Genomic DNA, 26,262 nt, shown 5'->3' with positions numbered 1-26,262 from the left:
GGGTTGACACTCTGTCCGACTGGCGTCATGGGACCCTGCCTTCCGCGGCTTCGGCGGCCACGCCATACGACTGGCTCCTACGCAACGCCGTCGACCGTCCGGAGAGCCCGGCCTTCGGCCACTGGCATGACGGAAACATTGACGACCTCCATACCTTCCCCCAACTCCTCGACCAGGTGCACAGAGCAGGGGCCGGGTTGAGAAAAGAGGGCGTGGGACCACAGGACCGAGTTCTGTTGTCCCTGCCCAACGGGGTCGGGTTCGTCGTAGGTTTGCTGGCCTGCCTGGGACTCGCCGCCATCCCTGTTCCCGCTCCCGTACCGGGCCTCGGCCGGCCGGAAGCCTATCGGGAGCGGCTTGTACGCATCACGGCTGACTGCCGACCGACGCTGGTGATCACATCCGCCGACTGGGTGCAGCAGGTCGAAGGGCTCCTCAGCGGCTCGAAGTTCGGTGTCCGCGTGGTGGCTGTCGAAAGTCTCCCCGAGCGGAGTGACGCTCCGTTCGAAAGGCAACCGGCAGGTCCTGTCGCGCTGCTCCAGTACACCTCCGGCTCGACAACCCGCCCCCGGGGTGTGGTGATCACGAGCCAGAACCTCCATGAGAGCTGTCTGCAAGCTGCCGAGCGCTATGGCGAAGGCCCGTCTGACGCCGTGATCACCTGGGTTCCGCTCTACCATGACATGGGTTTGATCACGGGTGTCATGCGGCCGTTGTTCAGCGGTTACCCCTCCTACTTCATGAGCCCGCAGGAGTTTGTTCGCAGGCCCGCCACATGGCTCGAAGCGATCAGTGCGTGCGGTGCGACTCTGGGCAGCGCGCCGAACTTCGCCTACGACTACTGCGTCCGCAAAGTCTCCGAAGAACAGGCAGCGAGGCTCGATCTACGGAGCTGGCGTATCGCCCGCAACGCCAGTGAGGTAGTGCTGCCCGGAACAGTGCAGAGATTCACCGAGTACTTTGCGGCCGCGGGTTTACGGCAGAATGCCATGAGTCCGTCCTATGGTCTCGCCGAGGCGACGCTGGCTGTCACGGCATCGGCTCCGGACGTCCCAGCCGTCCGGATAACCGTTGACCGGCGGGCGCTCCAGGCCGGTCGAGTGGTCCAGGTGACGGGATCGGCACCGGATTCGGAGGTTTCCCTCCCTCTCATTTCTTCGGGGCCGCCCGTTGCCGATACGCACCTGCGAATCGTGCCGGAAGTCACCGGAAGCGACGTCGGTGAAATTCTCGTGAGCGGACCGCAGCTCTCACCCGGTTACTGGAGCATAAATTCGGGGCAGCACGCGTCCAGTGAACACCGATGGCTCGAGACCGGCGACCTTGGCTTCCTCTGTGAAGGCCAACTCTTCGTGCTGGGGCGCAAGGACGACACTCTTGTCATCCGAGGCCGTAATCACCACAGCGCGGATATCACAAGGGTCTGCGGAGCGCTCCCTGGTGTCCGGCACGGGCGAGTAGCCGCGTTTGTCGTTCCAGGGCAGGTGCATAACGGCGTCGGCGTTGTCCTGGAGGTGACCCGCGATATCGAGCGATCTGATCCCGATTGGGCTCGGCTGGCCGCACGGGTCACCGAGGCCCTGGCGCGGCGGTTGGAACTTGGCGTCCGGTTCGTTGGCCTCGTTGGTCCTGGACAGCTTCCGGTGACGACAAGCGGCAAAGTGCGGTCCTCCGAAGTGAGACGCCGTGTTGTCGCGGGTCGGATGTCGTTCCTTTTCCAGTGGCAGGCGCCGGCTGGAGGCCTCGTGTCCTTCGGTCCGGGAGCTGAACGCTCATCCTGAGCGGCCGCCTTTGACACCCCTCGGCAGCAGGCTGCGCCGCGCGCAGTACGGACGGCGAAGGCTGTCAGCGAATGGGCACATCGGCGGGCGCTTCGCCGCTAGACTCGCGGTTGACTCCCCTTGCCAGTTGCCGGGAAATCTTCGGATTTCCGGTCCTCGGCGGCGAGCAGGGAGTCCGATCCGGAAGAGAGAGGTGCCGACGGCGTGTCCAAGAGCGCGAAAAGTAAGTCCGTCACCGATGTGCCCGGCCACGTGTGGTCGACGGACGAGCTGATCGTCGCAGGTGTGGCCCTCTTACTGGCGGTGGTTTGGGTTCTCGGCGTATTGGCCTGGGTGGCGGGGGGACTTGTCGCGCTGGTCACAAACGGCGACTGGCCCGCCCAGCCATTTTCCACAACGTTTCCCATGGTCATCGAACTGGTCGTCCACTGGGACGACCGCGCGCTCGCATGGCCGGCCGTGGACCGGCCACTGCTGGGACCCGACTGGTTGTTCTGGTCGGTTTACGTCGTCTTGGTCATCATGGTGGGGGCCATGGTGAAGATGGTGCTCGCCTGGATTTTTCGCGCGCTGGCCCAGCAGCGTCGTTCGCGGCACATCAAGGTCCGTAAGGCGCAACGGGATAATTCAGTCATCTGGGCGAAGCCCTCAGAAGTAGAATCCCTTTTGGTCCCTGACAGGAATAATCTGTCCGGGCGCGTCTACCTGGGTGAGGTGGTGGGCACTCCGGAGGCCAGGCTGGCGACCTCGCGTTACACCTCGGTCGCGGTCATCGCCCCAACGGGTTCATCAAAGACGGTGAAATACGTAGTGCCGACTATACTGACCTGGCCCGACGCCATATTCGTCACGTCCACGAAAAATGACATCGCGGATCTGACCCTGAACTACCGGGCAGAAACACTGGGCCGACCGGTTTATATCTTTGATCCCGCAGGAGAGTGGCCGGAGGATCAGCGTAAATATCTGTGCGCATGGTCGCCGCTCATGGCAATTCGTGACTTCTCCGACGCCGACAAGATAGCTCTGTGGCTTTCTGAAGCGGCAATGGAGAACGCCAGTCAGGATGGAGAGGCTCGCTACTGGATCAATCTGACCCAGATATGCATGGGGCCCATGCTGTGGATCGCCAGGAAGACCAACAAGACGATGCAGGACATTGCGAACTGGATCGGCTACCAGGATTTCGAGGCAATAGAGCGGCATTTCGACGAATATGAACGTCAGGCCGACGATCCGGCCGCGAAGGAGGATCTGGCGATAGCCAGGCGTGGGCTGTCGGCAACCCAGAAGCGTCATGTGAAGGACCGCTCCGTGATCTTCGCCAATGCGGACGTAATTCTGAAGCCGTTCATGTCCGCGCAGATGGCGGCGACGACGGACATCAGGTTCGATGAAGACGGGAAGCCCTACAGTCCTTTCGGCCTCCGGATTCTAGATATCGAACACGTCCTGGACACGGGTGGCACCGTCTATGCCATCAGCGACGAGGAAGAACAAGAAATGCTGCGCCCCGTCTTCCAGTCGGTGGCGATGTCCTACCTTCGGGCCTGCCGGAAGCGTCAGCGGCGACAGGGCGCCGGTCCCCTGGTGAACCCCCCGCTGCTCCTGCTCGAGGAAGCCGCCAACGTCGCCCCGCTGCCGACCCTGGACAAGATGGCCGCGACCTACCGTGGATTCGGAATCGTCATCATGTCGATCTGGCAGGACGAGTCACAGGTGGCGACACTTTACGCCACGCGAGCCCCCACGGTTCTGGGTAACCACACGACCCGGGTGTACCTACCCGGGTCCTCGGACGACACGACACTGGACCGGCTCTCCCGACTCATCGGAGACCAATCCGTTTCACAGCACAGGTTCGGATACACACACCAGGAAGGGCACCAGAGGATCACGGCCAACGAAGGCGTCGAGGACATCCGGCTCGCCCCGATCGACTACCTGCGCACTCTGCCCAAGGACGTCGCGGTCGTCCTGTCCGGCAATCTTCCGCCGCTCAGGGTCTCGGCGACGCCGTGGTTCAAGGATGCGGAGATGCGCGCTCGCATCGGCCCGGAGATGTGCGAGAAGTACGACCGCGCCTTCGGCGAATCAAAGCCGGTAGCTGCGAAACCAGTCGAGGCATCTCGTATGTCGGCGCGAGTTTCCCTGCGGAGCCGTAGACGGTCGCGGTCGTAGAACACATGCGGCACGTCGGGGGGGCAACGGCTTCCTGCCCCCGAGCCCGGCGGCCTTGGTGACCCGACGGCGCTCCCCGGCTACTGCTGGGCGCGCAGTTTGTCCAGCCGGGCCCGTAGGCTCCTGGCCGCCTTGCTGTCCTCGCCACCGGTCGCGACGAGCATGTCCAGGACATCCGCCCCGACGCTGAGCTTCTCCTGTGGGTCCGTGATGGATGTCCAGGTGAAGAGGGCCCGCCGCGCCGAGGCACGGGTGAGCGAGTGGTGGTGTCCCACCACCGCCGCCTGAAGGCCCGTGGTGTGCAGATACCAGCGGGCAGCGGTCGCATGTTGCCCCATCAGATGAGCGAGCCAGCCCCGCAGCTCGCGCATGTTGATGGTGTGCGGGTGCGCCGGGCCGAACTCGGCGGTGATCTGCTGGTCCAGTTGGTCCGCTTCGACGGTGGCCCAGGCCAGGTGTGCCTGGTCCCCTGTCTGAAACGCGGTGGTCACGGTCGCCACGCGCTCGCGGTACTTCGCCGGAGGCGGTTCGGGCGCTGCTTGTGCGGGTTGCCGTGGCTGCGGCTCAGGGCCAGGCACCGGCGCGGCGGCGGCCGGCCGGGAGGCTGCCCGGGGACCGGAGGGCGCGAGGGCGGCCGGGGCTGATCGCGTCGCTTGCTCAGCCGCCGGTGACGGCGAGGGCTGGAGTGCGGTGGAGTCCCAGAAGGCGGGGCTGACGGTGCCCCATGGGAGGAACGTCTCCTCTTCGTCCATGATTACCTCACGTCGTCCGTTCGGCACTTGTCCCGGGTCCGGGCCATGGCCCATTGCCTCAGATGCTCACGCCGTGCTGGCGCAGGTAGGGGATCGGGTTGATGTCCGAGCCGTACTCCGGCCCGGTACGGATCTCGAAATGCAGGTGCGGGCCGGTGACATTGCCCGTGGCGCCCGACAGGCCGATCTTCTGCCCGCCCTTGACCGTGTCGCCCTTCGAGACGCTCAGGGACGAGAGATGGGCGTAGTGGCTGTACTTGCCGTCGCCGTGCCGGATGACGATCTGGTTTCCGTAGGCTCCCCCCTGGCCGGCCGTGACGACGGTGCCGGGGCCGACTGCCTTGACGGTCGTGCCGGTCGGTACGGGGAAGTCGATGCCGGTGTGATAGCCACTGGACCAATTCGCGCCGGTGGCGTGGTAAACGGTCCCGAGTGCACCGCTCGTCGGTCGCGTCCAGCCGCCGGAGGAGCTGCCGGAGTCGTCGGTGAGGGTCAACTGGCGCGACATCGCCATGATGTTCTTGACGTAGTGATACGTCTGGCCCTTCGCGAACGACGCCGGGGGCACGCCCGCGTAACGCTCAACAGCGCACCATCCCGCGTTGTAGCCCGCCAGCGCCAGCTCGGTCGGGGAGCCGTTGTACTGCGAGGGGTCCGTGACGGTTTCCGTCGGGCAGTCGTTGTACTTGGTTGGGTTCTTCGCCCTCTTCAGCAGCGAGCACATGAACCTGCCCTGTGCCGGTATCGCATCGTCGGGGTCCCAGACGTTCCCGCCCTTGCCCCAGGTCTTCCAGGTGCCCGGCATGAACTGGGCGATCCCCTGGGCCCCGGCGGGCGATGAGGCTTGGGGGTTGAAGCCCGACTCCTGCTTCAACTGCGCGGCCAGTACGGACGGGGTCAGCCCGGCTTTGCAGTCGTTGGCGGCCGTCATGATGAGCCCTTCGTACTGACGGGGTACCCCACCGGGTCCGACCTTCAGCGCCTGGCCGACCAGCACGGGTTCCATGGGCGCCGAACCGTCATCGGACAGGGAGGCCAGCACGAAAACGCCCACCACCAAGCCGAACGGCAAAGTGAGCAGTACCGCAAGCGCTCGTTTCAGCGTTTGTTTGATATCCAATCAGGCCCCCACGTGGCACCGTGCCCGCCACCAATTCCCCGCGGTTCGTACCCGAACGAGCGGGAGCGTCAGGAAGAGTTCACGCCGCTGTCGGGGCACGGCGGCACCACGCACCGCATTCCATCCGACCGAAGTGATCCTCTACGCAACTTGCGGCTGTCGCCGCAGAGTTGAGGAAGAATTGAGGGAGTGTTTCTATCACAACGGCCGCCACTGGTAGCGCGTGGACATGACCTGATGTTGTCTGCTAAACACTCACCATTACGGCCACCGTTGCCCGTTGTGGCCGTCGTCTGAACACTCGCTTTGCCGCTGCCGCTGTCCGTCGCGGTCGCCGATTTCGCCGTGCGCTCACTCAGAGGCATCGCTGCGATGAATGCGAGTCCATGGGGGGCATGGTGAAAACACGGCCTGTGACGTCGCTCACAGCGCAAAACCGTCTGGTGGTGCCCGTGTTGAGCACGGTCGGCGGCAGCGGACGGTCCACCGTAGCCGGACTGCTGGCCTGTGCCCTGTCGGCGATGGGCTCAACCGTCGTACTGGACACGGGGCCACGCCTGTCCTCGCCCTGGCCCGCATGGAGCTCCGAGCCCGGCACCGGCCTGCTCTCGCTCCCCCCGGACCGCCCGCTCACCCGCGGCCAGGTCCACGCGGCAGCGTCCCGTTTCCCGGCTCCCGACGGCGGCAGCTGGCAGGTGCTCACCGACCATCAGGAGTGGAGTCACCCGCCCCTTCCCCTGCCCTCGGATCCGGCCGCTTGGTACCAGTTGTCCGCGATCGGCGGGTGGCAGGCGGTGATCGCGGACACTGTTCATCCGGTCGCTCACGATGTGCTCACCGCACGCTGGGCCGACTCCACCGGCCTGACCGCCCGTTGGTGCCATCTGCCCTTCTCCGTGCCGGTTCTGTGCGCGGCAAGCACCGGATCCGGTGTTCTGGCCCTTCAGACGGCCGTCAAGGCCGCCTCGGCGGAAGGGCTTCCCCTTCACCGGATGGTCGTCGCCCTGGCTGCCGTCGGGGAGGGCAGGTCTCCCGCTTCGGTGAAGGCCGCCGCCACGATGCTCGAACCGCGGGTCCGGGCAGTCGTCCAGGTGCCCTATGACCCTCGCATCCGCGCTCACGGGATACGCGACACATCCCGCCTGAAATCCCGCTCGCTCGAGGCGGGCCGACAACTCGCTCGCGCGGTGGTGTCCTCGGCCGAGGCCGCCTGGGGTGATCCGCTCCCCGCGGCCGCCGTGCCGCGCACCCGGGCAGCGGCCCAGGCCCGCGTCCACGACACCGCCCGCATCGCTTCGAAAAAGGTTCCTGCATGAGTCAGTTTCTGCACTCCCTGCATGCCATTGCCAGCGACCCGCACCTTCAGTTCCTCGCCGCCGATGACCCGACCGACAAGCCCATCGTTCCCGATTACAAGCCCAAGCTGCCCGGCGAGATCCGGACGCCCACCAGCACGATCCTCGCCTGGACCGCGGGCGGCGGTCTGTCTCTGGCGGTACTGGGCGGGCTCGTCGGCTGGGGTTTGGTGGCCATCGGACACAACACCGAGCGGGCGAGTCTCGCTGCCCGGGGTAAATCCTCGATCCTCTGGAGCCTGATTTCCGGGGTGGGCATCGGTGTCACCTCTGGTCTGGTCATGGGCTTCTACAACATGTCGAGCTGAGGCGGATATGGAAGACCAAGACCGCGCGGCCCGCCGGGCCCGCGTCCGCCTGGTCGCCATCGGGGGACTGGCGCTCGCCCTTCTCGTCGGCGGTGGCGTTCTGCTGACCAACGCCGTAAGCGGCCAGGACTCATCGGCCGCGCCCTCCGGCGAGCGCAGGGCCGGCACACCCCATCCGACCCCGTCGGCGTCTTCGCGGGGCAAGATGACTCCCGCGAAGGCCAAGCCCATGCACCTCCTGAAACCTGAGAGCGGCAAGGACGGCTTCTCCGTCGGTTTCCCCCGCACCGGGCCCGGCGCCGTCTCAGCGGCCGTTCACTACCTGGAGGAGTCACCCTTTCTCGACGATGTCAGGACCCGGCAGCAGCTGGCGGCCATCACCTCCGAGGACTCTTCCGCCTACATCGACAAGCAGGTCTCCGAGGTCCGCAAGGTGCGCGAGGCCGCGGGACTGCCGCCTTCCGGCGGCGTGCCCGGGGGTCTGACCTTCACCACGAACGTCAACGCGATCAGGGCGACGCCGCTGATGAGCCGGCGTCTCATCCAGGTCTGGCTGAACTACGACCGCTACGCGACCAAGCCCGACGGCACCCCGGCCAACGAGCCGATCAAGGACGAGACGACCGACCTCCTCCTCATCTGGGAGGACGGCGACTGGAAGATCACCGACGAGCCGCGCTACCGCAAGTTGCGGACTTTCCCGGCGTCCTACGACCCCGACAGCCCCATCTCCTGGCAGAACGGCTGGTGGCAGGTGGCGCATGTGGCGTGACCGGTTCCGGCGAGCTCTGTCCGTGCTGCTGGCCTTGGCGTTCTGTCTCGGCCTCGGAGTGGCGAGCGCGCCCGTGGCCTCCGCGGACGATCCCAAGGGCTATGTCGACTACGGCCCTCCGAAGGACCCGCCCAAGGAGTGGAGCGACGACGGCGAGGGCAACGGCTGGTCTCCGGGCATCGGCCTCGATGACCAGAACCACTGGTGCAACACCTCGCTGGGGGCCGATGTCAAACGTTGCGACACCGAGAAGGCCATCGGTGAGATCCCCGGCACCTATGAGCCCTGCAGCGACATCATGGACGACTGCTCCAAGGATGAGCTGAAGAAGCACGAGCTCAAGGAACTCAAGGAGTGGCAGGAGAAGGCCGACCACAACCACAAGAACTACAAGAAGCTCAATGAGCTCCTCACCAAGTGCGTGAACAAGGGGAGGATGTTCCAGGACTGTGCGAACGAGTACGGCCCGAACTACCCGATGATCAACGTCAAAACGCCAATGGACTGGGTCGGCGACGCGGTCGCGAGTCTGGCGACCGACATGCTCACCAAGGCGGCGGAGTACATCGGCAAGTCGGTCGTATGGGTGCTCAAGCAGTTCGCCGACGCGTTCAACAGTTGGTCCACCATCAAGCTGGGCCAGACCGGTATCGGTTCCACGATGAGCATCATGACCGGCCTGTCCGTGCTGCTCGCGGCCTTTCTGCTGCTGCTGCAGTTCGGCAAGTTGGCCATCAGCCAGCAAGGTGCCCCGCTCGCCACCGCGCTCACCGGACTGGCCAAATGGGCGGTCATCCTCGCCGTCTACGTGGTCGCCATCCAGACCGCGCTCGACTGGTCCGACCAGCTGAGCACCGCGATCATCAATGAGACGTTCAAGGGCGGCGGCTCGGGCGACAAGGACGCCACCAAGGCGATGCAGACACAGCTCGGCGAGCTGTTCGCCGGGCTGGGCACCGCCGGCGGGGCGGCTGCCGCAGGCGGCGCGCTGATCACCGGCAGCGGCATGCTGGCCTCCTCGGTCGGCTTTGTCATCGTCGTCGGCATCCTCTGCATCCTGGCTATCGGAGCGCTGTGGATCGAGATGCTGATGCGTCAGGCAGGGCTCATGATCCTGGTCGCCGTGATGCCCATCGTCCTGGCGGGTCAGATGGCGGACTCGACGCGTGACTGGTGGCCCAAGGCCCGTAACGCGGTGATCGCGCTGATCCTGATGAAGCCGGTCATCGTGGTCTGCTTCTCCATCGGCTTCAACGCCATGAGCGAGGGCAAGGGCGCCCGCAACGTCCTGGTCGGCCTGATGATCTTCGTCTTGGCGTGCTTCGCCTGGCCGGTGATCGCCAGGTTCATGACCTTCACCACCAACGGCGACGGCAACAGCACCGGCTCCGCGCTCATCGGCGCGCTGGGATCGAACGCGTCGGTGAATGCCTCCAAGTACCGGCCGCAGGGGGGAGGCGCGGGCATGATGGGCGGGGGCGCCGGCTTCACCATGGGGCTGGAGGACGACAACGCCATTACCGCCTCCAGCGGTTCCAACTCCGGCGGCGGCTTCTGGTCCAAATTCATGAAGGGCAGCGGTTCCGGCGGCTTCGGGCACAAGCTCGGCGGTGTCGTGAGCCTGGGCCTGCAAGCCGCGGCCGTCGGCAAAGACATCCTGGAGAACACCGCGGCCAACACCGCGGCCCACGCCGGCCTCGGTCCGCCGTCCGATGCCGACCGCCATGTGATCATCGCTCGCCGCGGTCAGCGGGGCGGTGACGCGGCGGGCGGCGCGGGAGACGACGAGTCGACACCGCCGCCGCCCACCACGGGTGGGTACTCCGCGAACCTGGAGCGGGATGTCCCCCCGGACACCTCGACTCCGCCACCCCCGCCAGGAGGGGGTCACACCATCGCCGCTCCGCCGGACTCCTACACGAGGAGGGACTAGCCCGTGTCGATCTCAGAGCCCGCCACCTACGGCGGCTGGCAGTCCGAGCGCAGCGGATTCATGGGCAACTTGTCCGGCCCCGGCTTCGCCCTGGTGGCGGCCGCGACCGCGGTCGCGCTTCTCCCGCTCTACCAGCGGAGCTGGTCCGCGACACTCGTCTGTCTCCCCCTCGCCCTGCTGCTGCTCCTGCTCGCCCTCGGACGAGTCATGGGGCTGTCGGCGGATCAATGGATCATTCTCGCAGTGAGGCATCAGATCGCCGTGGCCACCAAGAAGAACCTCTTTCTCTCCGGCGCCTTCGCTCCCCGCACCAAGTCCGGGGAGCAGCCGATGGACCTGCCCGGAGTCCTCGCCCGCCTGCGCATCCTCAACGCGTCCGACGGGCTGGGCGGCGAACTCGGAGTCGTCCACGACCCGGTTGCCGGCACCTACACCGCCATCGCCCGTATCGCCTTCCCCGGCCTGGCGCTGGTCGACACGGACAAGCAGAACGCCCGCGTCGGCGCCTGGGCCGCCTTCCTGCGCTCGCAGTGCAAGGAAGACGGGGCGATCACCAGGATCTCCGTACACCAGCGCTCCCTCCCCGACGACGGGACCGAGCTGAGGTCATGGGTCGAACGCCACACCGCCCCCGATGCCCCGCCCGCCGCGGTACAGGCCCTGGATGAACTCATGGTCACCGCGGGGCCGGTGGCCACCATCCGCGAGACCTATCTGTCCATCACCTTCTCCGCCGCACGCGCACGCCTGGCGGTCAAGGGAGCCGGCGGTGGCCAGATCGGCGCCGCCGCCGTGCTGGTCCGCGAGATCCACGCCATGCAGGGGGTGTTGAGCAGCGCCGGTCTGCAGATCGAGGAGCTGCTGACGCCCCGAAAGGTCGCCCAGGCCATCCGCACGGCCTACGACCCGGAGGCGCAGCTGATGCTCGCCGCCCGCAGCGCCGCCGCACACGACCCCGAGTGGAAGGGCGCCCCGTCCGGCGTCGATCCGACGGTGGCCGGACCCGCCGCGGCGGAGACCGGCTGGGGCGTGTACCGGCACGACGGGGCATGGACCGTGTCCTACCAGGTGCGCGGGCTGCCCCAGTCCGAGGTGTACGCCACCTTCCTCCAGCCCCTGCTGCGGCCCCGCCGCAACGCCCGCCGTTCGCTGTCGCTGGTGTACGAGCCGATCGGCCCCGCCAAGGCGCGCCAGGAGCTCGCGCGGGAGAAGGCCAAGCGGGACGCCGCGCGGCAGCTGCGGTCCAAGACCGGCCGGGTGGAGTCCGAGGACGAACGCCGCGAGTCGATGACCGCCCGCGCGCAGGACGTGGCGCGGGCGTCCGGCGAAGGCGTGGTCCGGCTGAGCTGCCTGCTGGCCGTCACCGTGATGGACGAGGAGGAACTGGAGATCGCCTGCGCGGAGCTCCAGGCCGATGCCTCGGCCGCCGGTCTGGAGATGCGGCGGATGTGGGGTGCCCAGGACGCGGGCTTCGCGGCCGCCGCGCTGCCGCTGGGCCAGGGGCTGACGGATCGGCGGGTGGGCATCTGATGCGCCTCTCCCTCAACCGCCGCCGGTTCGACGACACCACGCTCGAAGCCGCCCCGGTGGCCAACCTGATCGAGACCGACACCGGGACAGCACCGTCCGCCTCCCCGCCCAGCGCACGCGAACTGAGGCGCGCCCGCCTGCTGGAGGACCCCGACAGCGCCATGCGCGTGGCCCCCAAGAAGGGGTGGCGACAGCCGTACGCCGGACGGGCAGCCTCGCTCGTACGGCCGGAGGCCTTCCGCGCCGACACCGCGCGGGCCGCGGGCATCTATCCCTTTCTGCACGCCGGCGGCCTACCTCCGCTCGGCGCCTACATGGGCTGGAACACCCTGACCACACAGGCGTTCTCCGCCCACCCTGCGGCCTGGGTGAGCCACGGTCTGTGCACCAACCCCAATGTCATGATCACGGGCATTCCCGGCAGCGGTAAGAGCGCCCATATCAAGGCTCTCTGCTTCCGGCTGATGGCCTTCGGCCACCGCACACTGATCGCGGGCGATGTCAAGGGCGAGTACCAGCGGCTCTGCCGTCATCTGGGCGTGGAGCCGGTCCGGCTGGGCCCCGGACTGCCCGGCCGTCTCAACCCCTTGGACGCCGGACCACTGGGCCAGGACCTCCACAAGATCACCGACCGGGAGATGCTCCGGGCCCGGCTGAAGGAGATCCACCGCCGACGCCTCACCTTGCTGAAGGCCCTGCTGGAGCTCCAGCTGCGGCGCAACCTCCTGCCCCAGGAGGAGGAGTGCCTGGACATCGCGGTACGGGAGGTGACGGGCGAGCTGGCACAAGCCGACGAACAACGCCGGGAAACCCCCACCCTGCCGCGCGTCTACCTGGTGCTCAAGGACCCCACCGATCGCATGGCGCGTGAACTGCGGGTACGCGGCGATGACGTGCAGACCGCCCGGGAGCAGATGGCCTCCATCCGCTCCGCCCTCGGCGGCATGATCCACGGCCATCTGGGCGGCCTGTTCGACGAGCACACCTCCGTCTCCCTGGACTGGGACGCGCCCATCCAGTCCGTCGACATCTCCGCTCTGGAGCAGTACGGGGACGAGACCGTGGCGATGGTGCTGACCTGTGTTTCCTCCTGGGCTCAGGCCGCCATCGACCGTCCCGGCCGGCCCTGGATCGTGGTGCGGGACGAGCTGTGGCGGCAGATGCGCAGCGGGGGCGCCGCCATGGTCCGAAAGATCGACGCCGACCTCAGGCTGTCCCGGGCGACGGGCACCATCCAGGTGCTCGCCACCCACCGCCTCAGCGACCTCGAAGCGGTCGGCGCGGCCGGCTCGGAGGCCGTCGCCATCGCCAAGGACTTGATCGCCTCCTGTGAGACCCGCGTCCAACTCGCGCAGGACACCAAGCCGCTCAACCTCACCCGCGAGGCCATCGGTCTGACCGATGCCGAGTGCGAGCTGATCGCGTCCTGGGGCGCGGGCCAGCGCGGCCGGGCACTGTGGAAGGTCGGCCGCGGCGGCGGTTCGCACGCCGTTCAGCTGATGCTCTCCGCCATCGAGAAGCAACTGTTCGAGACCGACGAGAAGATGGTCGTGTGAGCGGAGATCCGTAACGGTGCCGGACCGTCGGCATTCCCGGGACGCTACGCGCTCAGCGGGTCCACGGCCGTCTCGGTCGCGGCGATGAGGTCGGGGTAGACGTCGAAGAGCCGCCGGACGCCCAGCGCCGCCAACACCCGGTGGACGTGTGAGCCGTGGGCCTCGTCCTGCGGGGGCAGGATCATCCTCAGCCGCCCGGAACACGACCGCATCAGCCGCCGTGCCGCGATGAGGACGCCGACCCCGCTGGAGTCGCAGAAGCGGACCTCCTGGAGGTCGAGCACCAGCCAGTGGCGGCCCTCGGCCACCGCGTCGTGGACGTGCTGCCGGACCGCGGGGGAGGTCACCAGGTCCATCTCTCCTGAGACCTGGAGGACGACCCACTCCCCCCGCCGGTCCTCCATCACCTTCAACGTCACGCGCCCGAAGCCCTTCGCTCGCCCGCTAACCGGAATTGCCTGTTCCCCAGCGGCTGCCCGCCCGATGCCCCACCAAACACCCCCGGCACAAGCCAGAGATGACGACCTTATGCCGTGCGGAAGCGTTTCGTCGCGGAATTCCTGCGCAAAGTGACGGGCCCAATACCATCCGCAGCCCCACCGTGCCGCACTTTGCCGCATGGGGGCGTGTTGTGCCACCCCCCGCACTACATTCGATATGACGGTGGCATCGGGCCCGAAGGTTTGGAGCCACGCCCGGACGACTCGAGCACGAGGGATGGGGGCCGCATGGCGAACGACGCACCGCCCCGCTGGGACCGCAGGATGCAGCAGCGCCTGGCGCGCGGCGAGGCCGCCGCGCTGGGCGAGTTGTACGACCGGTTCGCCTCCCTCGTCCATAATCTGGCCCACCGCGTCCTCGATGACGAGGAGGCAGCCGACCGCGTCACCCGCGAAGTGTTCGGCTACGCCTGGGAGAACCCGGACGCGTACGACCCCAAGCAGGGCACGCTGCGCTCCTGGATCGCCACGCTCGCCCACCGCCAGGCGGTGCACCGGCTCCGCGAGGCCGAGGCGCGGGCCGCCGCCGACCCGGCCGGAGACAACCCGACCGGAGACGGCCCGGCCGAAGACGCCGCGACCGGAGACGACCTCGCCGGAGGCCGGGCGCGGCGCACTCAGGAGGACATCGAGGAGAAGATCCGCGAAGCCTCCGTGGCCGCCCGCGCCGACTACATCGTCACGTCCATGCCCGCCCCGCTGCGCGCCGCCCTGGAGTTGGCCTACTTCGACCGCCGCGACTACCGCCAGACCGCGGCCGAGCTGGGCGTGACGGAGGACGAGGCCAGACGCCGCCTCCGGCTGGGCCTGCAGCTGCTGTCCACGGCCAACGTCCCACCACCGGACGCCGCTCCGCCTCCCGGCTACGGGCGGGCCCTGTGAACACCCCCGGTGACGGCGCCGGCGGGACCGGCGGCCCCGGGCGGGGCGACGAGTCTCCCTTCGCGCCCGAGCCCGCCGAGGCGCCGCGCATACCCCCGCCGCGGCCGGCCGCCGAGGACAGCGGCCACTGGCCCGCCCAGTGGCACCCCGCGCCCGACCCGGCGTCCGCCCCGGACGCCCGCCCGGCTCCCCCGGCGGACGACGTGCTGGCGCCGCCCGAGCCACTGCCCTCGCCGCCCTCACCGCCTCTCTCCCACGCGGTGCTGAAGTCGCTGCTGGGCGCCTGGGCCCTGACCGCCTGCTCGCCCGAGGAGACCGCCGCCGTGGAGGCGCACCTCAACCACTGCACCCCGTGCGCCGAGGAGGCCCTGCGGCTGCGCGACGCGGTCGGTCTGCTGCACACCGAGCAGAGCCTGGACCTCGACCCGCTGCTGCGCTCCCGCGTGCTGGCGGGCTGTCTGGGCCGCCGCCCGGCCCGTATCCCGGTGCCCGACTGGGCCGGGGTGTACGACGCGGAGGCCGCCCGGCTGGACGCGCTGCTGCGCGACATGGGCGAGGCGGAGTGGCGGGCGCCGGTGCGGCTCAGATGGTTCGACGGGAAGCGGCTGGTCGGACGGGACACCACCGTCGCCGGGGTGATAGGCCACCTGCTGGTGGTCGACGGCATCCTCGCCTCCTCCCTCGGGCTGCCCGATCCGCTCGGCGCCCGCGCGCCGGGCGCCCCGGCGGACCGTACGGAGGCGTACTGGCACGGCGAGCCCGCGCGGCGGCCCGAGGCCGCGGGAGAGCCGGGGGCGGTGCGCGAGCCGTGGCGGGAGCAGGGCCACGCCCTGGTGCGGACGGTGTCCTTCGCCGGGCGCGGGGTGCGCGATCTGTCCGTGCCGTACGGGGACTTCTCCCTGCCCCTAGGCGACTCGTTCGTCGACCGCGCCTTCGAGTGCTGGGTACACGCCGGGGACATCGCCGAGGCGATCGACTACCCGTACGAGCCGCCCGCCTCGGCCCATCTCACGCGCATGGTCGACCTGTGCGCCCGGCTGCTGCCCGACGCCCTCGCGGAGCGCCGCCGGGCCGGGCTCGCGGGGCCGCCCCGGCGGCTGGTCGAGGCGGGCGCGCCGGGCCGTACGCTCCATCTGGAGGTCGAGGGCAGCGGCGACTGGTACATCCCGCTGGACTCTCCCGCCGCGCGGCCCTCCCCGGAGGAGGCGGTGGCCCATATCGCGCTCGACCGCGAGGCCTTCTACCAGCTGGCGGCCGGGCATGTGCCGCCTCAGGAGGCGGCCGCGGGGCAGCTCGGCGACACGGAGGCGATCCGCGACGTCCTCTTCGCGACGGCGTCCCTGTCGCGGTTGTGAGCCCTCAGGCTCCTTAGGCCCCCTCAGCCCCCTCAGGCGCCCAGCCCTCAGGCCCCCTCAGGCCTCAGGCGAAGATGACCGTCCGGTGGCCGTTGAGGAGCACCCGCCGCTCACTGTGCCACTTCACCGCCCGCGCCAGCGCCTGGCACTCCACATCGCGCCCCGCCGCCACCAGCTGGTCCGGGGTGAGCTGATGGCCCACCCGCTCGACCTCCTGCTCGATGATCGGGCCCTCGTCCAGGTCCGCCGTCACGTAGTGAGCCGTCGCGCCGATCAGCTTCACCCCGCGGGCGTGCGCCTGGTGGTACGGCTTGGCGCCCTTGAAGCTCGGCAGGAAGGAGTGGTGGATGTTGATGATGCGCCCCGCCAGCCGCTTGCACAGGTCGTCCGAGAGGACCTGCATATAGCGGGCCAGGACGACCAGCTCCACCTTCTCCGCCTCCACCAGCTCCAGCAGCTCCGCCTCCGCCTGGGCCTTGGTCTCCTTGGTCACCGGGATGTGCCGGAAGGGGACCCCGTACGAGCCGACCAGCTCCGCGAAGTCGGTGTGGTTGGAGACCACCGCCGCGATCTCCACGGGCAGCGCCCCGATCCGCGAGCGGAAGAGCAGGTCGTTCAGGCAGTGGCCGAACTTGCTGACCATCAGCACGACGCGCATCTTCTCGCCGGCCGGGTGGATCTGCCAGTCCATCTGGAAGGACTCGCCGACCGCCGCGAAGCTCGCCCGCAGGTCCTCCACCCGCACCGGCGAGACCGCCCGGAAGTGCACCCGCATGAAGAAGAGCCCGGTGTCGCGGTCGCCGAACTGCTGACTGTCCTCGATGTTGCAGCCGGTCATGAAGAGGTAACTCGACACGGCGTGCACGATGCCCTGCTTGTCCGGGCAGGACAGCGTCAGGATGTACTGGTCGGCGGCGGCGGAATGCGACTGGCTCATGACTCCATAGCGTCGCACACCCGCGACGGTCCCTAGACCGAGCGTGTCACGATCGCCAGCACTTCGAGGGTCTGCGGGGGCAGATCCGGGTCCTCGCCGTCGTTGGCCGCAAGCCGCACATGCGCCTCACGCGCCGCCCGGACGGCCTCCGGCCAGGCGTGGTGCTCCAGGTAGGCCGGGACCGCGGCGTCGGCACCCACCTGGTGCATGATCCGCAGCACTCTGAGGACGGCGACGTCGACGAGCGCCGCCTCCTGCGAGTCGCGGAAGATCGTGCCGACGTACTTCTCGGCCGACCAGTTGTCCAGCCAGGTGTCCTCCACCAGCCGGTACACGGCGTCGGTGACGTCCCCGTATCCGTCCCGGCCCGCCAGCCAGCACTCCTGCTGGAAGACGGGGTCGGAGAGCATATGCAGCGCCGAGCGCACATTGCTGCGCCAGCGCCACCACGGCATGTCGTTGACAGGCATACCGCCCATGGTGGTCGAGCGACGGCCGCGACGGGAAGACTTCTCCGAACCTTGCACGGTAATCGATCGTACGTTCTTCACAGACGGACGCGCGCCGACCCCCGCAATTCACCCTCTCGTCACCTTTTCGTCAATTGTGATAGCCGCCCCGTTACGAGCGGAACGCCACGCTCACATGCCATGACCGGATGGCGACGTTTCTCCCCTCGACCGTGGCTGACGGCCGCGCTCTGCGCGGCGGTCGGGGCGGCGTCGCTGACCGGCTGCGGCGCCCTGCCCGGGGCGGGGTCCAAGGACCCCATCACCGTCATGACCTGGGCGCCCGAGAACACCAAAGCGACCAATATGCCCGGGATGCCCGCGATGGCGAAGGTGTACGCCCGCTGGGTGAACGACAAGGGCGGCATCCACGGCCGCAAGCTGAAGGTCCTCACCTGCAACGAGCGCAACGACCCCTCGGAGGCCGCCCGCTGCGCCCGGCGCGCCGCCACCGAGAACGTCGTCGCGGTCGTCGGCTCGTACAGCCAGTTCGGCCGCTACTTCATCTCCGCCCTGGAGGGCTCGGGCATCCCCTACATCGGCGGGTACGGGCTGACCGAGGAGGAGTTCGACAGCCCGTACTCCTACCCGGTCAACGGCGGCCAGGCCGCCCTGCTGGCCGGCAACGGACGGCAGCTGGCCTCCGTGTGCCACCGCGTCTCCCTCGTCCGCCCCGACACCATCGCGGGCGACGAGCTGCCCGAGCTCCTCGACGCGGGCCTCGCGGCCGGCAAGCGCCGCGCCGCCACCGACATACGGGCCCCCGAGGACGCCGGCGACTACACCCGGCAGGCCCGCACCGCCCTGGACGGCGTGGGCGCCAAGGCCTTCCTGGGCAGCGCCGCGCACGTCGCCGAGCTGCCCGGCTCCTGCGTGACCGCGGCACTGGGAGAGCGCACCGGCACCTTCTTCGACTCCTTCCGGCGGCTCCAGGAGGACCACCCGAAGGTACGGATCGCCTCCGTGCTCGGCAGTGTCCGCCAGTCCCTCGTGGACAGCACCGGCGGCCGCGAGAGCCCGCTGGAGGGCGCGTACGCCACCGGCTGGTACCCGGCCGCGGACGATCCGCGCTGGGCGCCCATGAAGAAGGTCATCAAGGACTACGCCTTCGAAGACGCCCGCATCGACGCGGAGGACCCCGGCACCCAGACCACCTGGATCGCCTACACCGTGCTGCGGTCCGTCCTGAACTCACTGAAGGCCGACGACATCAGCGCCCGCTCCATCCGGCGCGCGCTGGACGACGGCCACGCCGTCGACACCGGCGGCCTCACGCCGGAACTCCGCTGGGGCTACAAGGACATGCTGTCCATCCACGGCTACCCGCGCATCGTGAACGCGGACGTGACCTACCAGATGGTGCGGGACGGGCAGCTGGTCGCGGTCCGCAAGGGGGCCGTGGACGTCTCGACGACGCTCCGGCGGTACGCCACGGCGGACTGAGCGACCCCAGGGGGTGATTCCCCCGGGGAAGCCCAACCCGCTGCTACAGCTCCGTCGGCTGGTGGGATGTCAGCCCGTACTTCGTGGCGATCGGGTTCCACAGCTCGGACGCCTTCTTCTTCGCAATGGTCGCCTCGCCGCTCGCCCGCTCGGCCGCGGCCACCCGCCCGGTCCTGCGGGCCTTGCCCTTTTGACAGCCCTTCTTGCCGCCGACCTGGTCGGCCCAGGCCGCGTACTGGTTGTCAGCCGTGGCGGAGGACCGCCATGCCTTGGTCAGGGACGAGGTCAGCTCGGTGTGGTTGGGCAGCTCGTCCACGGAGATCTTGCCGAGCCGGGTCACCAGGTCGGTGCGCTGCCCGGCGGCGGTGCGCAGGTTCGTGGCCGCGTCGGACAGGTTCTTGCAGGACTTGATGTTCTCCACGGCCTTGATCACCGCGGCGCGGCTGTTGTTGCTGTCCGCGAGCAGCGTGTCGAGCGCCTTGGCCTGCGTCTCGGCGGGGTCGGCCGCCTTGGTCCGGTCGTCGGTCCTGGTGTCCGGCGTCTGGCTCTCGGAGGCCTTCGTGTCCTTCTTGTCGTCGTCGCCTCCGGCGCTGAGCGCCGCTCCGGCGGCGAGGCCGGCGATGGCGCAGCCCGCGACGACGATGCCGATGAGGGCGGCGGGTGACATACGGCGGCGACCGCCTCCGCGCTTGCCCGGGCCACCGCCGTCGGGGGCGGGGGCGGGGGCGGCCGGGCCGGGCAGCGGGCCCTGGTCGCTGAACGGGGGCAGTTGCTGGGTCGAGTCCGCCGCTTCGGCGGGCCCGCCGTCGGCGCGGAACAGGCCGTCGAACTCCGACGGCGGCGGCCGGTCCCCCGGCATGCCGGGACGGATCGCGTACGGCGCGGAGCCGGGCCGCGGCGGGCCGCCAGCCTGGGCGGCGCGGTGGCCCAGCTGCTGGGGCGGCGGCCCGGCCGCCGGGATCGGCCCGGGCAGGACCTGCGTCTCCTCGGCGGCGCCGGGGGCGGGCTGGCCGGGGGTCGGCTGGCCGTGCGCCGCCTGGCCCGGGGCGGGCTGGCCCGGAGCGGCCTGCGGGGCGCCGTGACGAGCGCGTCCGGGGCGGACCGCCCGCAGAAGCGTGGTGGACTCGTTGTCCGATTCGGGATGCGTTTGGGGGTGAGCAGACCGGTTCTCCGGCGGCAGCGGCGTGCTCGCGGGGGCGGCCTGGCCGGGGGCGGCCTGGGCGGGACCGGCCTGGGCGGGGGGAGCGGCGGGGCCCGCGGGGGCCGTGCCCTCGGGCGGCAGCGGCATCGCGCCGGGCGCCTGCCCGGAAACGGGCGGTATGTACCGCGTTGCCTCGGAGTCGGCCACGGGCGGCCCGGAGAAGCCGGGCTGCGGCGTCAGCATCTGGGTCTGGTCGGCGGCTCCGGCGAAGGGCTGCGTCTGTCTCTCCGGCACCGGCGGCCCCCCTTGCGGCTGAGGCGGCACCGGCGGCTGACCCTGCGACTGCGGCGGCTGCCCCTGCTGCTGCTCTTGCGCGGGCCAGCCCTGCTGGGCGTACGGCTGCCCCTGGGCGGGCAGCGGAGCACCCTGCGGCCCGCCGCCGTACGGGGCGCCGGGCGGCACGCCGTGCGGCGCGGCAGGACCGGCGGGGCCACCGGGACCGGCAGGCGGTCCGTTCTGCGGCGCACCGGGGGGCGGGCTCAGCGGGGCGTTCTGAAAGCCGTTCTGCGGAGCGAAGCCGTTCTGCGGAGCGAAGCCGTCCTGCGGAGCGCCCTGGAAGCCGTTCTGCGCGCCGTTCTGCGGCCAGCCCGGCTGGGCGTGGGCCGCGGCGCCGTCCTGGGGCAGCGGCTGCGGCGGCATGGGCGCGCCGGGCTGCCCGGCGGACTGCGGGGCGCCCTGCGGACCCCATGGCTGTCCCCAAGCCTGGCCGCCGGCCGGGGCCGCCTGGTGCTGCTCGTGGGCCCGCTGATCGCCCTGAGCGGGCAGCACGACACCCTCACGCACGGGCTGCGAGGGCTGCGCGGGCGGGACCGCAGGCAGCTGCGGCTCGTTCCCCTGTCCGCTCTGCGTCACCGGGACTCCTTGGCTTATACGACTTACGGAATCAACGGCTCACGCTACCGGGTCCCCGGACAGTGCGGTGCCCGGCGGACCCGCGGGACAACGAGACACTGGTCACCGTCTCAGGCCGCCTGCACCTCCAGCCGCGCCCCGAATTCCCGGACCACCGGCTCGTCCCGAAAGGGCTCGAGCCGCTGCTGGAAGTCGTCCAGATACTCCATCCCCCGGTTGGAGCGCAGGGATCCGAGCAGGTCGACCGCCTGGGTCCCGGTGTGGCAGGCCTGTTCCACGTCGCGCTGCTGCACATGCGCCGTGGCCAGCAGCAACAGCCCGATCGCCCGCCGCCGCACCCGGCTCTCCGGGTGGCCCTCCAGGGCCTCCTCCGCGCGGCGCCTGGCGGGCTCGGCCTGGCCGAGGTCGCGATGGCAGTGGGCCAACTCGTCCGCCAGGTAGGCGTGGTCGAAGTGGCGGATCCAGGCGGGCTCGTCGCCGGACTCGCCCCCGCTGCCCGCCGCCCGCTCCATGGCGTCGAGCGCGCGGCCCGCCGCGGCCTGGCAGGCGCGCGCGTCGCCGAGCAGGGCGTGGCCGCGGGCCTCGGCGGCCAGGAACAGCGATTCGGCGCGCGGCGGGACCTGTCCTCGCGCGCCTTCCTGCGCGGCCTTCGCCAACTGGGCGATCTCCCGCGGATTCCCGAGCTGGGCCGCGAGGTGGCTCATGCTCGCGGCGAGCACATACCCGCCGTACCCCCGGTCCCCGGCGGCCTGGGCCAGCCGCAGCGCCTGGATGTAGTAGCGCTGGGCGAGCCCGGACTGGCCGGTGTCGACCGCCATATAACCGGCCAGCTCGGTCAGCCTGGCGACGGCGGCGAACAGGTCGCGCCCGACCGACTCGCGGTAGGAGCCGGCCAGCAGCCCGGAGACCACGCTGTTGAGGTAGTGCACGACGACGGGGCGCACATGGCCGCTCCCGTACCGGTGGTCGAGCTCGGTGAGCGCGTCGGTGGTCGCCCGCACCGCCGCCACGTCGGACCTGCCGACCTTCGCCCCGGCCGTCCGCGCGACCTGGGAGTCCGCACCGGTGATCAGCCAGTCGCGGCTGGGCTCCACCAGCGCCGAGGCGGCGACCGTCGAACCACTCAGGAAGTCCCGGCGCCCGACGTCGCTCCGCCACAACTCGCAGACCTGCTCTATCGCGCCGAGGACGGTGGGCGAGAACTGCAGCCCCACGCCCGAGGCGAGGTTCTTGCCGTTGGCCATGCCGATCTCGTCGATCGTGACCGTACGGCCGAGCTTGCGGCCGAGCGCCTCGGCGATGATGCCCGGGGCCCGGCCCCTCGGCTGCTGGCCGCGCAGCCAGCGGGCGACCGAGGTCTTGTCGTAGCGCAGATCGAGGCCGTGCTCGGCGCCGCACATGTTGACCCTGCGCGCCAAGCCGGCGTTGGAACACGCGGCTTCCTGGATGAGCGCCTGCAGCCTCTCGTTCGGCTGTCGCGCCACAAGCGGCCTAGCGGCCATGGATTTACCCCCAGTGACTGCTGTGCGTTTACGGCGGATGCCGTCCCTGTTGATCAGTGCCCCGCAGATATCGCGGATACGCCAGGCATGTGCGGAGAATGCAGGACTTGCCCGAATTGACCGCGATCGTGCGCGTACGGCGCCGGCAGGAGTCCGGGACCGCGCCCCGAAACACGGGCACGGCCTACCGGACACTCGTACGCCCGTCACGCATGGTGGCTACCCGCTCACGCAGTCGGGTCCTCGTGCGCGCCCCCGGCCGTGCTCCCATGCGCCCCGCATGTCGTTTCTTTTGTGGCTCCGCTCTCCCCCGGCTACCGCTGGGCGGGGGCACCTCCCAGCGGTAGCCGGGGGCGCCCCCGGCCGGCAGAACGGGCCCGGGCCGGGCCGGGGCGTAACCCCGACAGACCCCCGGAGTTGTGCTGGTCGTGGACGAGACCATGGACGTGACAAGCGACGTGACGGATCACATGACAGGAGCACCACATATCCCCGAGCAGCGCGGCGACCGGCTGCGGGACGCCGCGGTGCGCTATGCGGAGGAGCGGCACTGGGACGTGCTCCCCGGCACCTGGCTGGAGTCCGTGGCCGACGCGGGCCAGTGCTGGGAGCAATGCTGCTGCGGCGCGGCCGACTGCCCCTCCCCCGGCGCCCATCCGACCCGCGCCGACTGGGCGGACCAGGCGACCGGCAGCGCCGTCGTGGCGCGCCGCACATGGGCCAGGACGCCGCGCGCCTCGATCCTGCTGCCGACCGGGCGCACCTTCGACGCCCTGGACGTGCCGGAGACGGCGGGCTGTTTGGCGCTGGCCCGGATGGAGCGCAGGGACGTCGAACTCGGCCCGGTCACCTCCACCCCGGGGCGCAGGATGCTCTTCTTCGTCCTGCCGGGCGCCGCCGCCAAGATCCCGCACCTGGTACGGAACCAGGGCTGGCCGCCCTCCTCGATCGACCTCGTGGCGCGCGGCGAGGGCGACTACGTGGTCGCGCCGCCCACGCGCGTGGGCCGGCACGGCTCGGTGCAGTGGGCGCGCCGGCCGACCGCCGCCAACCGCTGGCTCCCGGACGCCGAGGAGTTGGTCAGCGCCCTCGCCTACGCCTGCGGCCGCGAGGGGCGCTGAGGCGCGCCGACGACGCCCCATACCGGCGGCCGCGCGGGGCGTGCCCCTATCGTGGGCCCCTATCGTGGACGGTGGACGGGGGCGTTGACCGGGCCTCCGCGCGTTCAGAAGGGGGACCGGGTGCCGAAGGAGCCGGAGGAGAAGGGGAAGCCGGCCGTACCAGCCGTGCTCATACGGGGGCTGTGGAAGCGCTACGGGGAGCAGGTCGCCGTCGCCGGGATCGATCTGGAGGTGCCCGCCGGGCGGTTCATCGGACTGGTCGGGCCCAACGGCGCGGGCAAGACGACCACCTTGTCGATGGTGACCGGGCTGCTGCGGCCCGACTCCGGCACGGTCGAGGTCGGCGGGCACGACGTATGGCGGGACCCGGTCGCGGTGAAGGCGCGGATCGGGGTGCTGCCCGAGGGGCTGCGGCTGTTCGAGCGGCTGTCGGGCCGCGAACTCCTCGACTACACCGGGCGGCTGCGCGGGCTGCCCGCCGACGAGGTCCACAAGCGCGCCACCCAGCTGCTGGATGTGCTCGACCTCGCGGGGGCTCAGCACAAGCTGGTCGTCGACTACTCGACCGGCATGCGGAAGAAGATCGGCCTGGCCGCCGCGCTCCTGCACAATCCGGAAGTCCTTTTCCTGGACGAGCCCTTCGAGGGCGTGGACCCGGTGTCCGCGCAGACGATCCGCGGGGTGCTGGAGCGCTACACCCGCTCCGGCGCCACCGTCGTCTTCTCCAGCCATGTGATGGAGCTGGTGGAGTCGCTGTGCGACTGGGTCGCGGTGCTGGCCGCCGGGCGGATCCGGGCCCACGGCCCGCTGGTCGAGGTGCGGGGCGCGGCTCCGTCGCTGCAGGACGCCTTCCTGGAGCTGGTCGGCGCGAACGACCGGGCGGCCGGCCATGACCTCGACTGGCTGGGCGGCGGCGCCCGATGACCGCCACCGGCCCGCTCACCGCGCTGTTCGTCCAGCTCAAGCTGTCCCTGCTGCGCAACGGGCTGCGGCAGTCCGCCGGGCGCCGCGCCGCGTATGTCAGCTCCGTCGTGGTCACGCTGCTCATCGCGGCGCTCCAGCTGCTCGGCCTGATCGCGCTGCGCGGCAATGACCACGCCGCCGCGCTGGTCATCCTCCTCGCCGCGGTCTTCGCCCTCGGCTGGGCCGTGATGCCGCTGTTCTTCCCCGGCGGCGACGAAACCCTCGACCCCACGCGGCTGGTGATGCTGCCGCTGCGGCCCCGCCCGCTGGTGGTCGCCCTGCTGGCGTCCTCGCTGATCGGCATCGGCCCGCTGTTCACCCTCACCCTCATGGCGGGCTCGGTGATCGCCGTGGCGCACGGCGCGGCGGCCGTGGCGGCGGGTGTACTCGCCGTCGTGATGACGATGCTGCTGTGCGTGGCGCTGTCGCGGGCCGTCGCGACCGCCAACACCCGGCTGCTCACCAGCCGCCGGGGCCGCGATCTGGCGCTGCTCAGCGGCCTGTTCGTGGCGGTGGGCGCACAGCTGGTCAACGTGGGGGTGGGGCAGCTGTCCGGCAAGAACGGGCTGTCCTCCCTGGAGCCGGTGGCGGACGTGCTGCGCTGGGTGCCGCCCGCCGCGGCCATCGACGCCGTCCAGGGCGTCGGCGACGGCTCGTACGGGACCGCGGCCGCCCAGTTCGCCCTGTCGGCGGGCCTGCTGATCCTGCTGCTGTGGTGGTGGCAGCGCGGGCTGACGCACCTGATGACCTCGCCGGACTCGTCGACCATCCAGGCCGCCGAGCCGAGTCGCAAGCCCTCCGGCTCGGCTGCCGCGCGGCCCGCACTGCACCGGCTGCTGCCCGAGAACCGCACCGGCACGGTCGTGCTGCGCACCCTGCGCTACGCGTGGCGGGACCCGAAGACCAAGTCCGCGTGGGTGACCTCGCTGGCCGTCGGCCTGCTGGTGCCGGTCGTCACCACCGTCCAGGGCGCGGGCAGCGTTTACGCCTCCTGCTGGGCCGCGGGGCTGCTCGGCATGCAGATGTACAACCAGTTCGGCCAGGACTCCTCGGCCTTCTGGATGGTGGCGCAGACCATCTCCTCGCCGCGCGACGCCTATCTGGAGCTGCGCGGGCGCGCGCTGGCCCTCGCGCTGGTCGGCGTCCCCTACGTCACGCTGGCGGTGCTGGTCTCGGCCGCGCTCATGGACGAGTGGGCGGCGGTCCCCGACGCGCTCGGCCTCGCCCTGGCGCTGTTCGGCGCGCTCGTGGCGACCGGCGCCATGACCTCGGCCCTGTACCCGTACTCCATTCCGCAGGACAACGGCTACAAGAACGTGGCGCCGGGGCAGGCGGGCCTGGCGTGGATCGGCATCCTCGGCGGGATGGTCACCGGCGCGGTGCTGTGCGCCCCGGTGCTGGCGGCGACGATCTGGATGCATGAGGCGGGCGCGGACGACCAGCTGTGGCTGCTGCTTCCGCTGGGCGCGGCGTACGGCGCCGGGGTCGCCCTGGGCGGCCTGAGGCTGGCCGCCCCGCGAGTGGTGACCCGGCTGCCGGAGATCCTGGCGGCGGTCACCAAGGGCTGAGCCCGCGCCGTTACGAGCCTCCCGTCGCGAGGGGGAACCACACGCCTTTGCCGCCCGTCCCGCCCAAGAACTATGCGAGCGGCCGAACGTCACCGTGCGGGTAATCCCCTTCACAGCGGAAGAGCCCATCGGCTCCGGCCA

The 26,262-nt window shown here is 70.2% G+C and carries 21 protein-coding genes; 14 read left to right on the top strand and 7 right to left on the bottom strand.

Annotated elements, in window-relative coordinates; all coding sequences use genetic code 11:
- Positions 1 to 11 precede the first annotated feature (11 nt).
- Positions 12 to 1,781, top strand: a complete 1,770-nt coding sequence (locus PV419_RS17180) for a fatty acyl-AMP ligase (RefSeq protein WP_415925324.1) — start codon at positions 12 to 14, stop codon at positions 1,779 to 1,781.
- Positions 1,782 to 1,985: 204 nt separating this feature from the next.
- The gene (locus PV419_RS17175; protein ID WP_319689529.1) at positions 1,986 to 3,962 is read left to right on the top strand and encodes a type IV secretory system conjugative DNA transfer family protein; all 1,977 of its coding nucleotides are present in this window, start codon (positions 1,986 to 1,988) and stop codon (positions 3,960 to 3,962) included.
- Between the two features lie 80 nt (positions 3,963 to 4,042).
- On the opposite strand, the gene PV419_RS17170 is transcribed toward PV419_RS17175, so the two are convergent.
- Complete coding sequence (locus PV419_RS17170) at positions 4,043 to 4,462, bottom strand: hypothetical protein (protein WP_319689528.1); 420 nt, start codon at positions 4,460 to 4,462, stop codon at positions 4,043 to 4,045.
- A gap of 310 nt (positions 4,463 to 4,772) precedes the next feature.
- Complete coding sequence (locus PV419_RS17165; RefSeq protein WP_319689526.1) at positions 4,773 to 5,786, bottom strand: peptidoglycan DD-metalloendopeptidase family protein; 1,014 nt, start codon at positions 5,784 to 5,786, stop codon at positions 4,773 to 4,775.
- 494 nt (positions 5,787 to 6,280) lie between these two features.
- Between PV419_RS17165 and PV419_RS17160 the strand changes: the two genes are divergently transcribed.
- From PV419_RS17160 to PV419_RS17135, 6 genes are all read left to right on the top strand, one after another.
- On the top strand, positions 6,281 to 7,150 hold the full coding sequence (locus PV419_RS17160) for a hypothetical protein (protein WP_319689523.1): 870 nt from the start codon (positions 6,281 to 6,283) through the stop codon (positions 7,148 to 7,150).
- Positions 7,147 to 7,497 (top strand): hypothetical protein, encoded by a 351-nt coding sequence (locus tag PV419_RS17155; protein WP_319689521.1) that lies wholly within the window; start codon positions 7,147 to 7,149, stop codon positions 7,495 to 7,497. Before PV419_RS17160 ends, PV419_RS17155 begins: the two co-directional genes overlap by 4 nt.
- A gap of 7 nt (positions 7,498 to 7,504) precedes the next feature.
- Positions 7,505 to 8,269 (top strand): hypothetical protein, encoded by a 765-nt coding sequence (locus PV419_RS17150; protein WP_319689520.1) that lies wholly within the window; start codon positions 7,505 to 7,507, stop codon positions 8,267 to 8,269.
- A complete protein-coding gene (locus PV419_RS17145; RefSeq protein ID WP_319689519.1) occupies positions 8,259 to 10,202 on the top strand; it encodes a hypothetical protein in 1,944 nt (647 codons plus the stop codon). Before PV419_RS17150 ends, PV419_RS17145 begins: the two co-directional genes overlap by 11 nt.
- A 3-nt stretch (positions 10,203 to 10,205) precedes the next feature.
- Complete coding sequence (locus PV419_RS17140; protein WP_319689517.1) at positions 10,206 to 11,732, top strand: SCO6880 family protein; 1,527 nt, start codon at positions 10,206 to 10,208, stop codon at positions 11,730 to 11,732.
- 161 nt (positions 11,733 to 11,893) lie between these two features.
- Positions 11,894 to 13,288, top strand: a complete 1,395-nt coding sequence (locus PV419_RS17135; RefSeq protein ID WP_415925323.1) for a type VI secretion protein — start codon at positions 11,894 to 11,896, stop codon at positions 13,286 to 13,288.
- Between the two features lie 44 nt (positions 13,289 to 13,332).
- Here the strand turns inward: PV419_RS17135 and PV419_RS17130 are convergent, their stop codons facing one another.
- Positions 13,333 to 13,692 carry an STAS domain-containing protein gene (locus PV419_RS17130; protein WP_319689995.1) on the bottom strand — a complete coding sequence of 120 codons (360 nt, stop codon included), beginning with the start codon at positions 13,690 to 13,692 and terminating at the stop codon, positions 13,333 to 13,335.
- Between the two features lie 324 nt (positions 13,693 to 14,016).
- Between PV419_RS17130 and PV419_RS17125 the strand changes: the two genes are divergently transcribed.
- Positions 14,017 to 14,670 carry a sigma-70 family RNA polymerase sigma factor gene (locus PV419_RS17125; protein ID WP_319689513.1) on the top strand — a complete coding sequence of 218 codons (654 nt, stop codon included), beginning with the start codon at positions 14,017 to 14,019 and terminating at the stop codon, positions 14,668 to 14,670.
- Entirely contained in the window at positions 14,667 to 16,025 is a 1,359-nt protein-coding gene (locus PV419_RS17120) for a maleylpyruvate isomerase N-terminal domain-containing protein (RefSeq protein ID WP_319689511.1), read from the top strand. The genes PV419_RS17125 and PV419_RS17120 overlap by 4 nt, the downstream gene beginning before the upstream one ends.
- Positions 16,026 to 16,089: 64 nt before the next feature.
- On the opposite strand, the gene purU is transcribed toward PV419_RS17120, so the two are convergent.
- On the bottom strand, positions 16,090 to 16,962 hold the full coding sequence (gene purU / locus PV419_RS17115; protein ID WP_319689509.1) for a formyltetrahydrofolate deformylase: 873 nt from the start codon (positions 16,960 to 16,962) through the stop codon (positions 16,090 to 16,092).
- Positions 16,963 to 16,994: 32 nt separating this feature from the next.
- Positions 16,995 to 17,495, bottom strand: coding sequence for an SCO4402 family protein (locus PV419_RS17110; protein WP_415925322.1), 501 nt, complete (start codon positions 17,493 to 17,495; stop codon positions 16,995 to 16,997).
- A 117-nt stretch (positions 17,496 to 17,612) separates the two neighbouring features.
- Between PV419_RS17110 and PV419_RS17105 the strand changes: the two genes are divergently transcribed.
- Positions 17,613 to 18,914: an ABC transporter substrate-binding protein gene (locus PV419_RS17105; protein ID WP_319689505.1), complete on the top strand. Its 1,302-nt coding sequence runs from the start codon at positions 17,613 to 17,615 to the stop codon at positions 18,912 to 18,914.
- A gap of 43 nt (positions 18,915 to 18,957) precedes the next feature.
- Here the strand turns inward: PV419_RS17105 and PV419_RS17100 are convergent, their stop codons facing one another.
- Together PV419_RS17100 and PV419_RS17095 are read right to left on the bottom strand one after the other, a co-directional pair.
- A complete protein-coding gene (locus PV419_RS17100) occupies positions 18,958 to 20,967 on the bottom strand; it encodes a hypothetical protein (protein WP_319689503.1) in 2,010 nt (669 codons plus the stop codon).
- A gap of 110 nt (positions 20,968 to 21,077) precedes the next feature.
- Positions 21,078 to 22,469 carry a transcriptional regulator gene (locus PV419_RS17095; protein ID WP_319689502.1) on the bottom strand — a complete coding sequence of 464 codons (1,392 nt, stop codon included), beginning with the start codon at positions 22,467 to 22,469 and terminating at the stop codon, positions 21,078 to 21,080.
- Between the two features lie 470 nt (positions 22,470 to 22,939).
- On the opposite strand from PV419_RS17095, the gene PV419_RS17090 reads away from it, so the two are divergent.
- The 3 genes from PV419_RS17090 (at position 22,940) to PV419_RS17080 (ending at position 26,121) form a co-directional block, all read left to right on the top strand.
- Positions 22,940 to 23,590 (top strand): bifunctional DNA primase/polymerase, encoded by a 651-nt coding sequence (locus PV419_RS17090; RefSeq protein WP_319689500.1) that lies wholly within the window; start codon positions 22,940 to 22,942, stop codon positions 23,588 to 23,590.
- Positions 23,591 to 23,710: 120 nt separating this feature from the next.
- Positions 23,711 to 24,514 carry an ABC transporter ATP-binding protein gene (locus tag PV419_RS17085; RefSeq protein WP_319689498.1) on the top strand — a complete coding sequence of 268 codons (804 nt, stop codon included), beginning with the start codon at positions 23,711 to 23,713 and terminating at the stop codon, positions 24,512 to 24,514.
- The gene (locus tag PV419_RS17080; protein ID WP_319689496.1) at positions 24,511 to 26,121 is read left to right on the top strand and encodes a transporter; all 1,611 of its coding nucleotides are present in this window, start codon (positions 24,511 to 24,513) and stop codon (positions 26,119 to 26,121) included. The genes PV419_RS17085 and PV419_RS17080 overlap by 4 nt, the downstream gene beginning before the upstream one ends.
- The last annotated feature ends 141 nt before the right edge of the window (positions 26,122 to 26,262 follow it).

The organism is Streptomyces sp. ME19-01-6 (assembly GCF_033793745.1).
In the GTDB taxonomy this organism is placed as follows: domain Bacteria; phylum Actinomycetota; class Actinomycetes; order Streptomycetales; family Streptomycetaceae; genus Streptomyces.
The sequence above is the reverse complement of the archived record's forward strand: the minus strand, read 5'-3'. Positions and strand labels throughout refer to the sequence as shown.

What these genes read in the sequence shown, in the direction of transcription:
- PV419_RS17155 (WP_319689521.1), top strand. Translation starts at nt 7,147, where the DNA reads ATGAGTCAGTTTCTGCACTCCCTGCATGCCATTGCCAGCGACCCGCAC.
- PV419_RS17150 (WP_319689520.1), top strand. Translation starts at nt 7,505, where the DNA reads ATGGAAGACCAAGACCGCGCGGCCCGCCGGGCCCGCGTCCGCCTGGTC.
- PV419_RS17145 (WP_319689519.1), top strand. Translation starts at nt 8,259, where the DNA reads ATGTGGCGTGACCGGTTCCGGCGAGCTCTGTCCGTGCTGCTGGCCTTG.
- PV419_RS17135 (WP_415925323.1), top strand. Translation starts at nt 11,894, where the DNA reads ATGCGCGTGGCCCCCAAGAAGGGGTGGCGACAGCCGTACGCCGGACGG.
- PV419_RS17130 (WP_319689995.1), bottom strand. Translation starts at nt 13,692, where the DNA reads ATGGAGGACCGGCGGGGGGAGTGGGTCGTCCTCCAGGTCTCAGGAGAG.
- PV419_RS17125 (WP_319689513.1), top strand. Translation starts at nt 14,017, where the DNA reads ATGGCGAACGACGCACCGCCCCGCTGGGACCGCAGGATGCAGCAGCGC.
- purU (WP_319689509.1), bottom strand. Translation starts at nt 16,962, where the DNA reads ATGAGCCAGTCGCATTCCGCCGCCGCCGACCAGTACATCCTGACGCTG.
- PV419_RS17105 (WP_319689505.1), top strand. Translation starts at nt 17,613, where the DNA reads ATGACCGGATGGCGACGTTTCTCCCCTCGACCGTGGCTGACGGCCGCG.
- PV419_RS17095 (WP_319689502.1), bottom strand. Translation starts at nt 22,469, where the DNA reads ATGGCCGCTAGGCCGCTTGTGGCGCGACAGCCGAACGAGAGGCTGCAG.
- PV419_RS17090 (WP_319689500.1), top strand. Translation starts at nt 22,940, where the DNA reads ATGACAGGAGCACCACATATCCCCGAGCAGCGCGGCGACCGGCTGCGG.
- PV419_RS17080 (WP_319689496.1), top strand. Translation starts at nt 24,511, where the DNA reads ATGACCGCCACCGGCCCGCTCACCGCGCTGTTCGTCCAGCTCAAGCTG.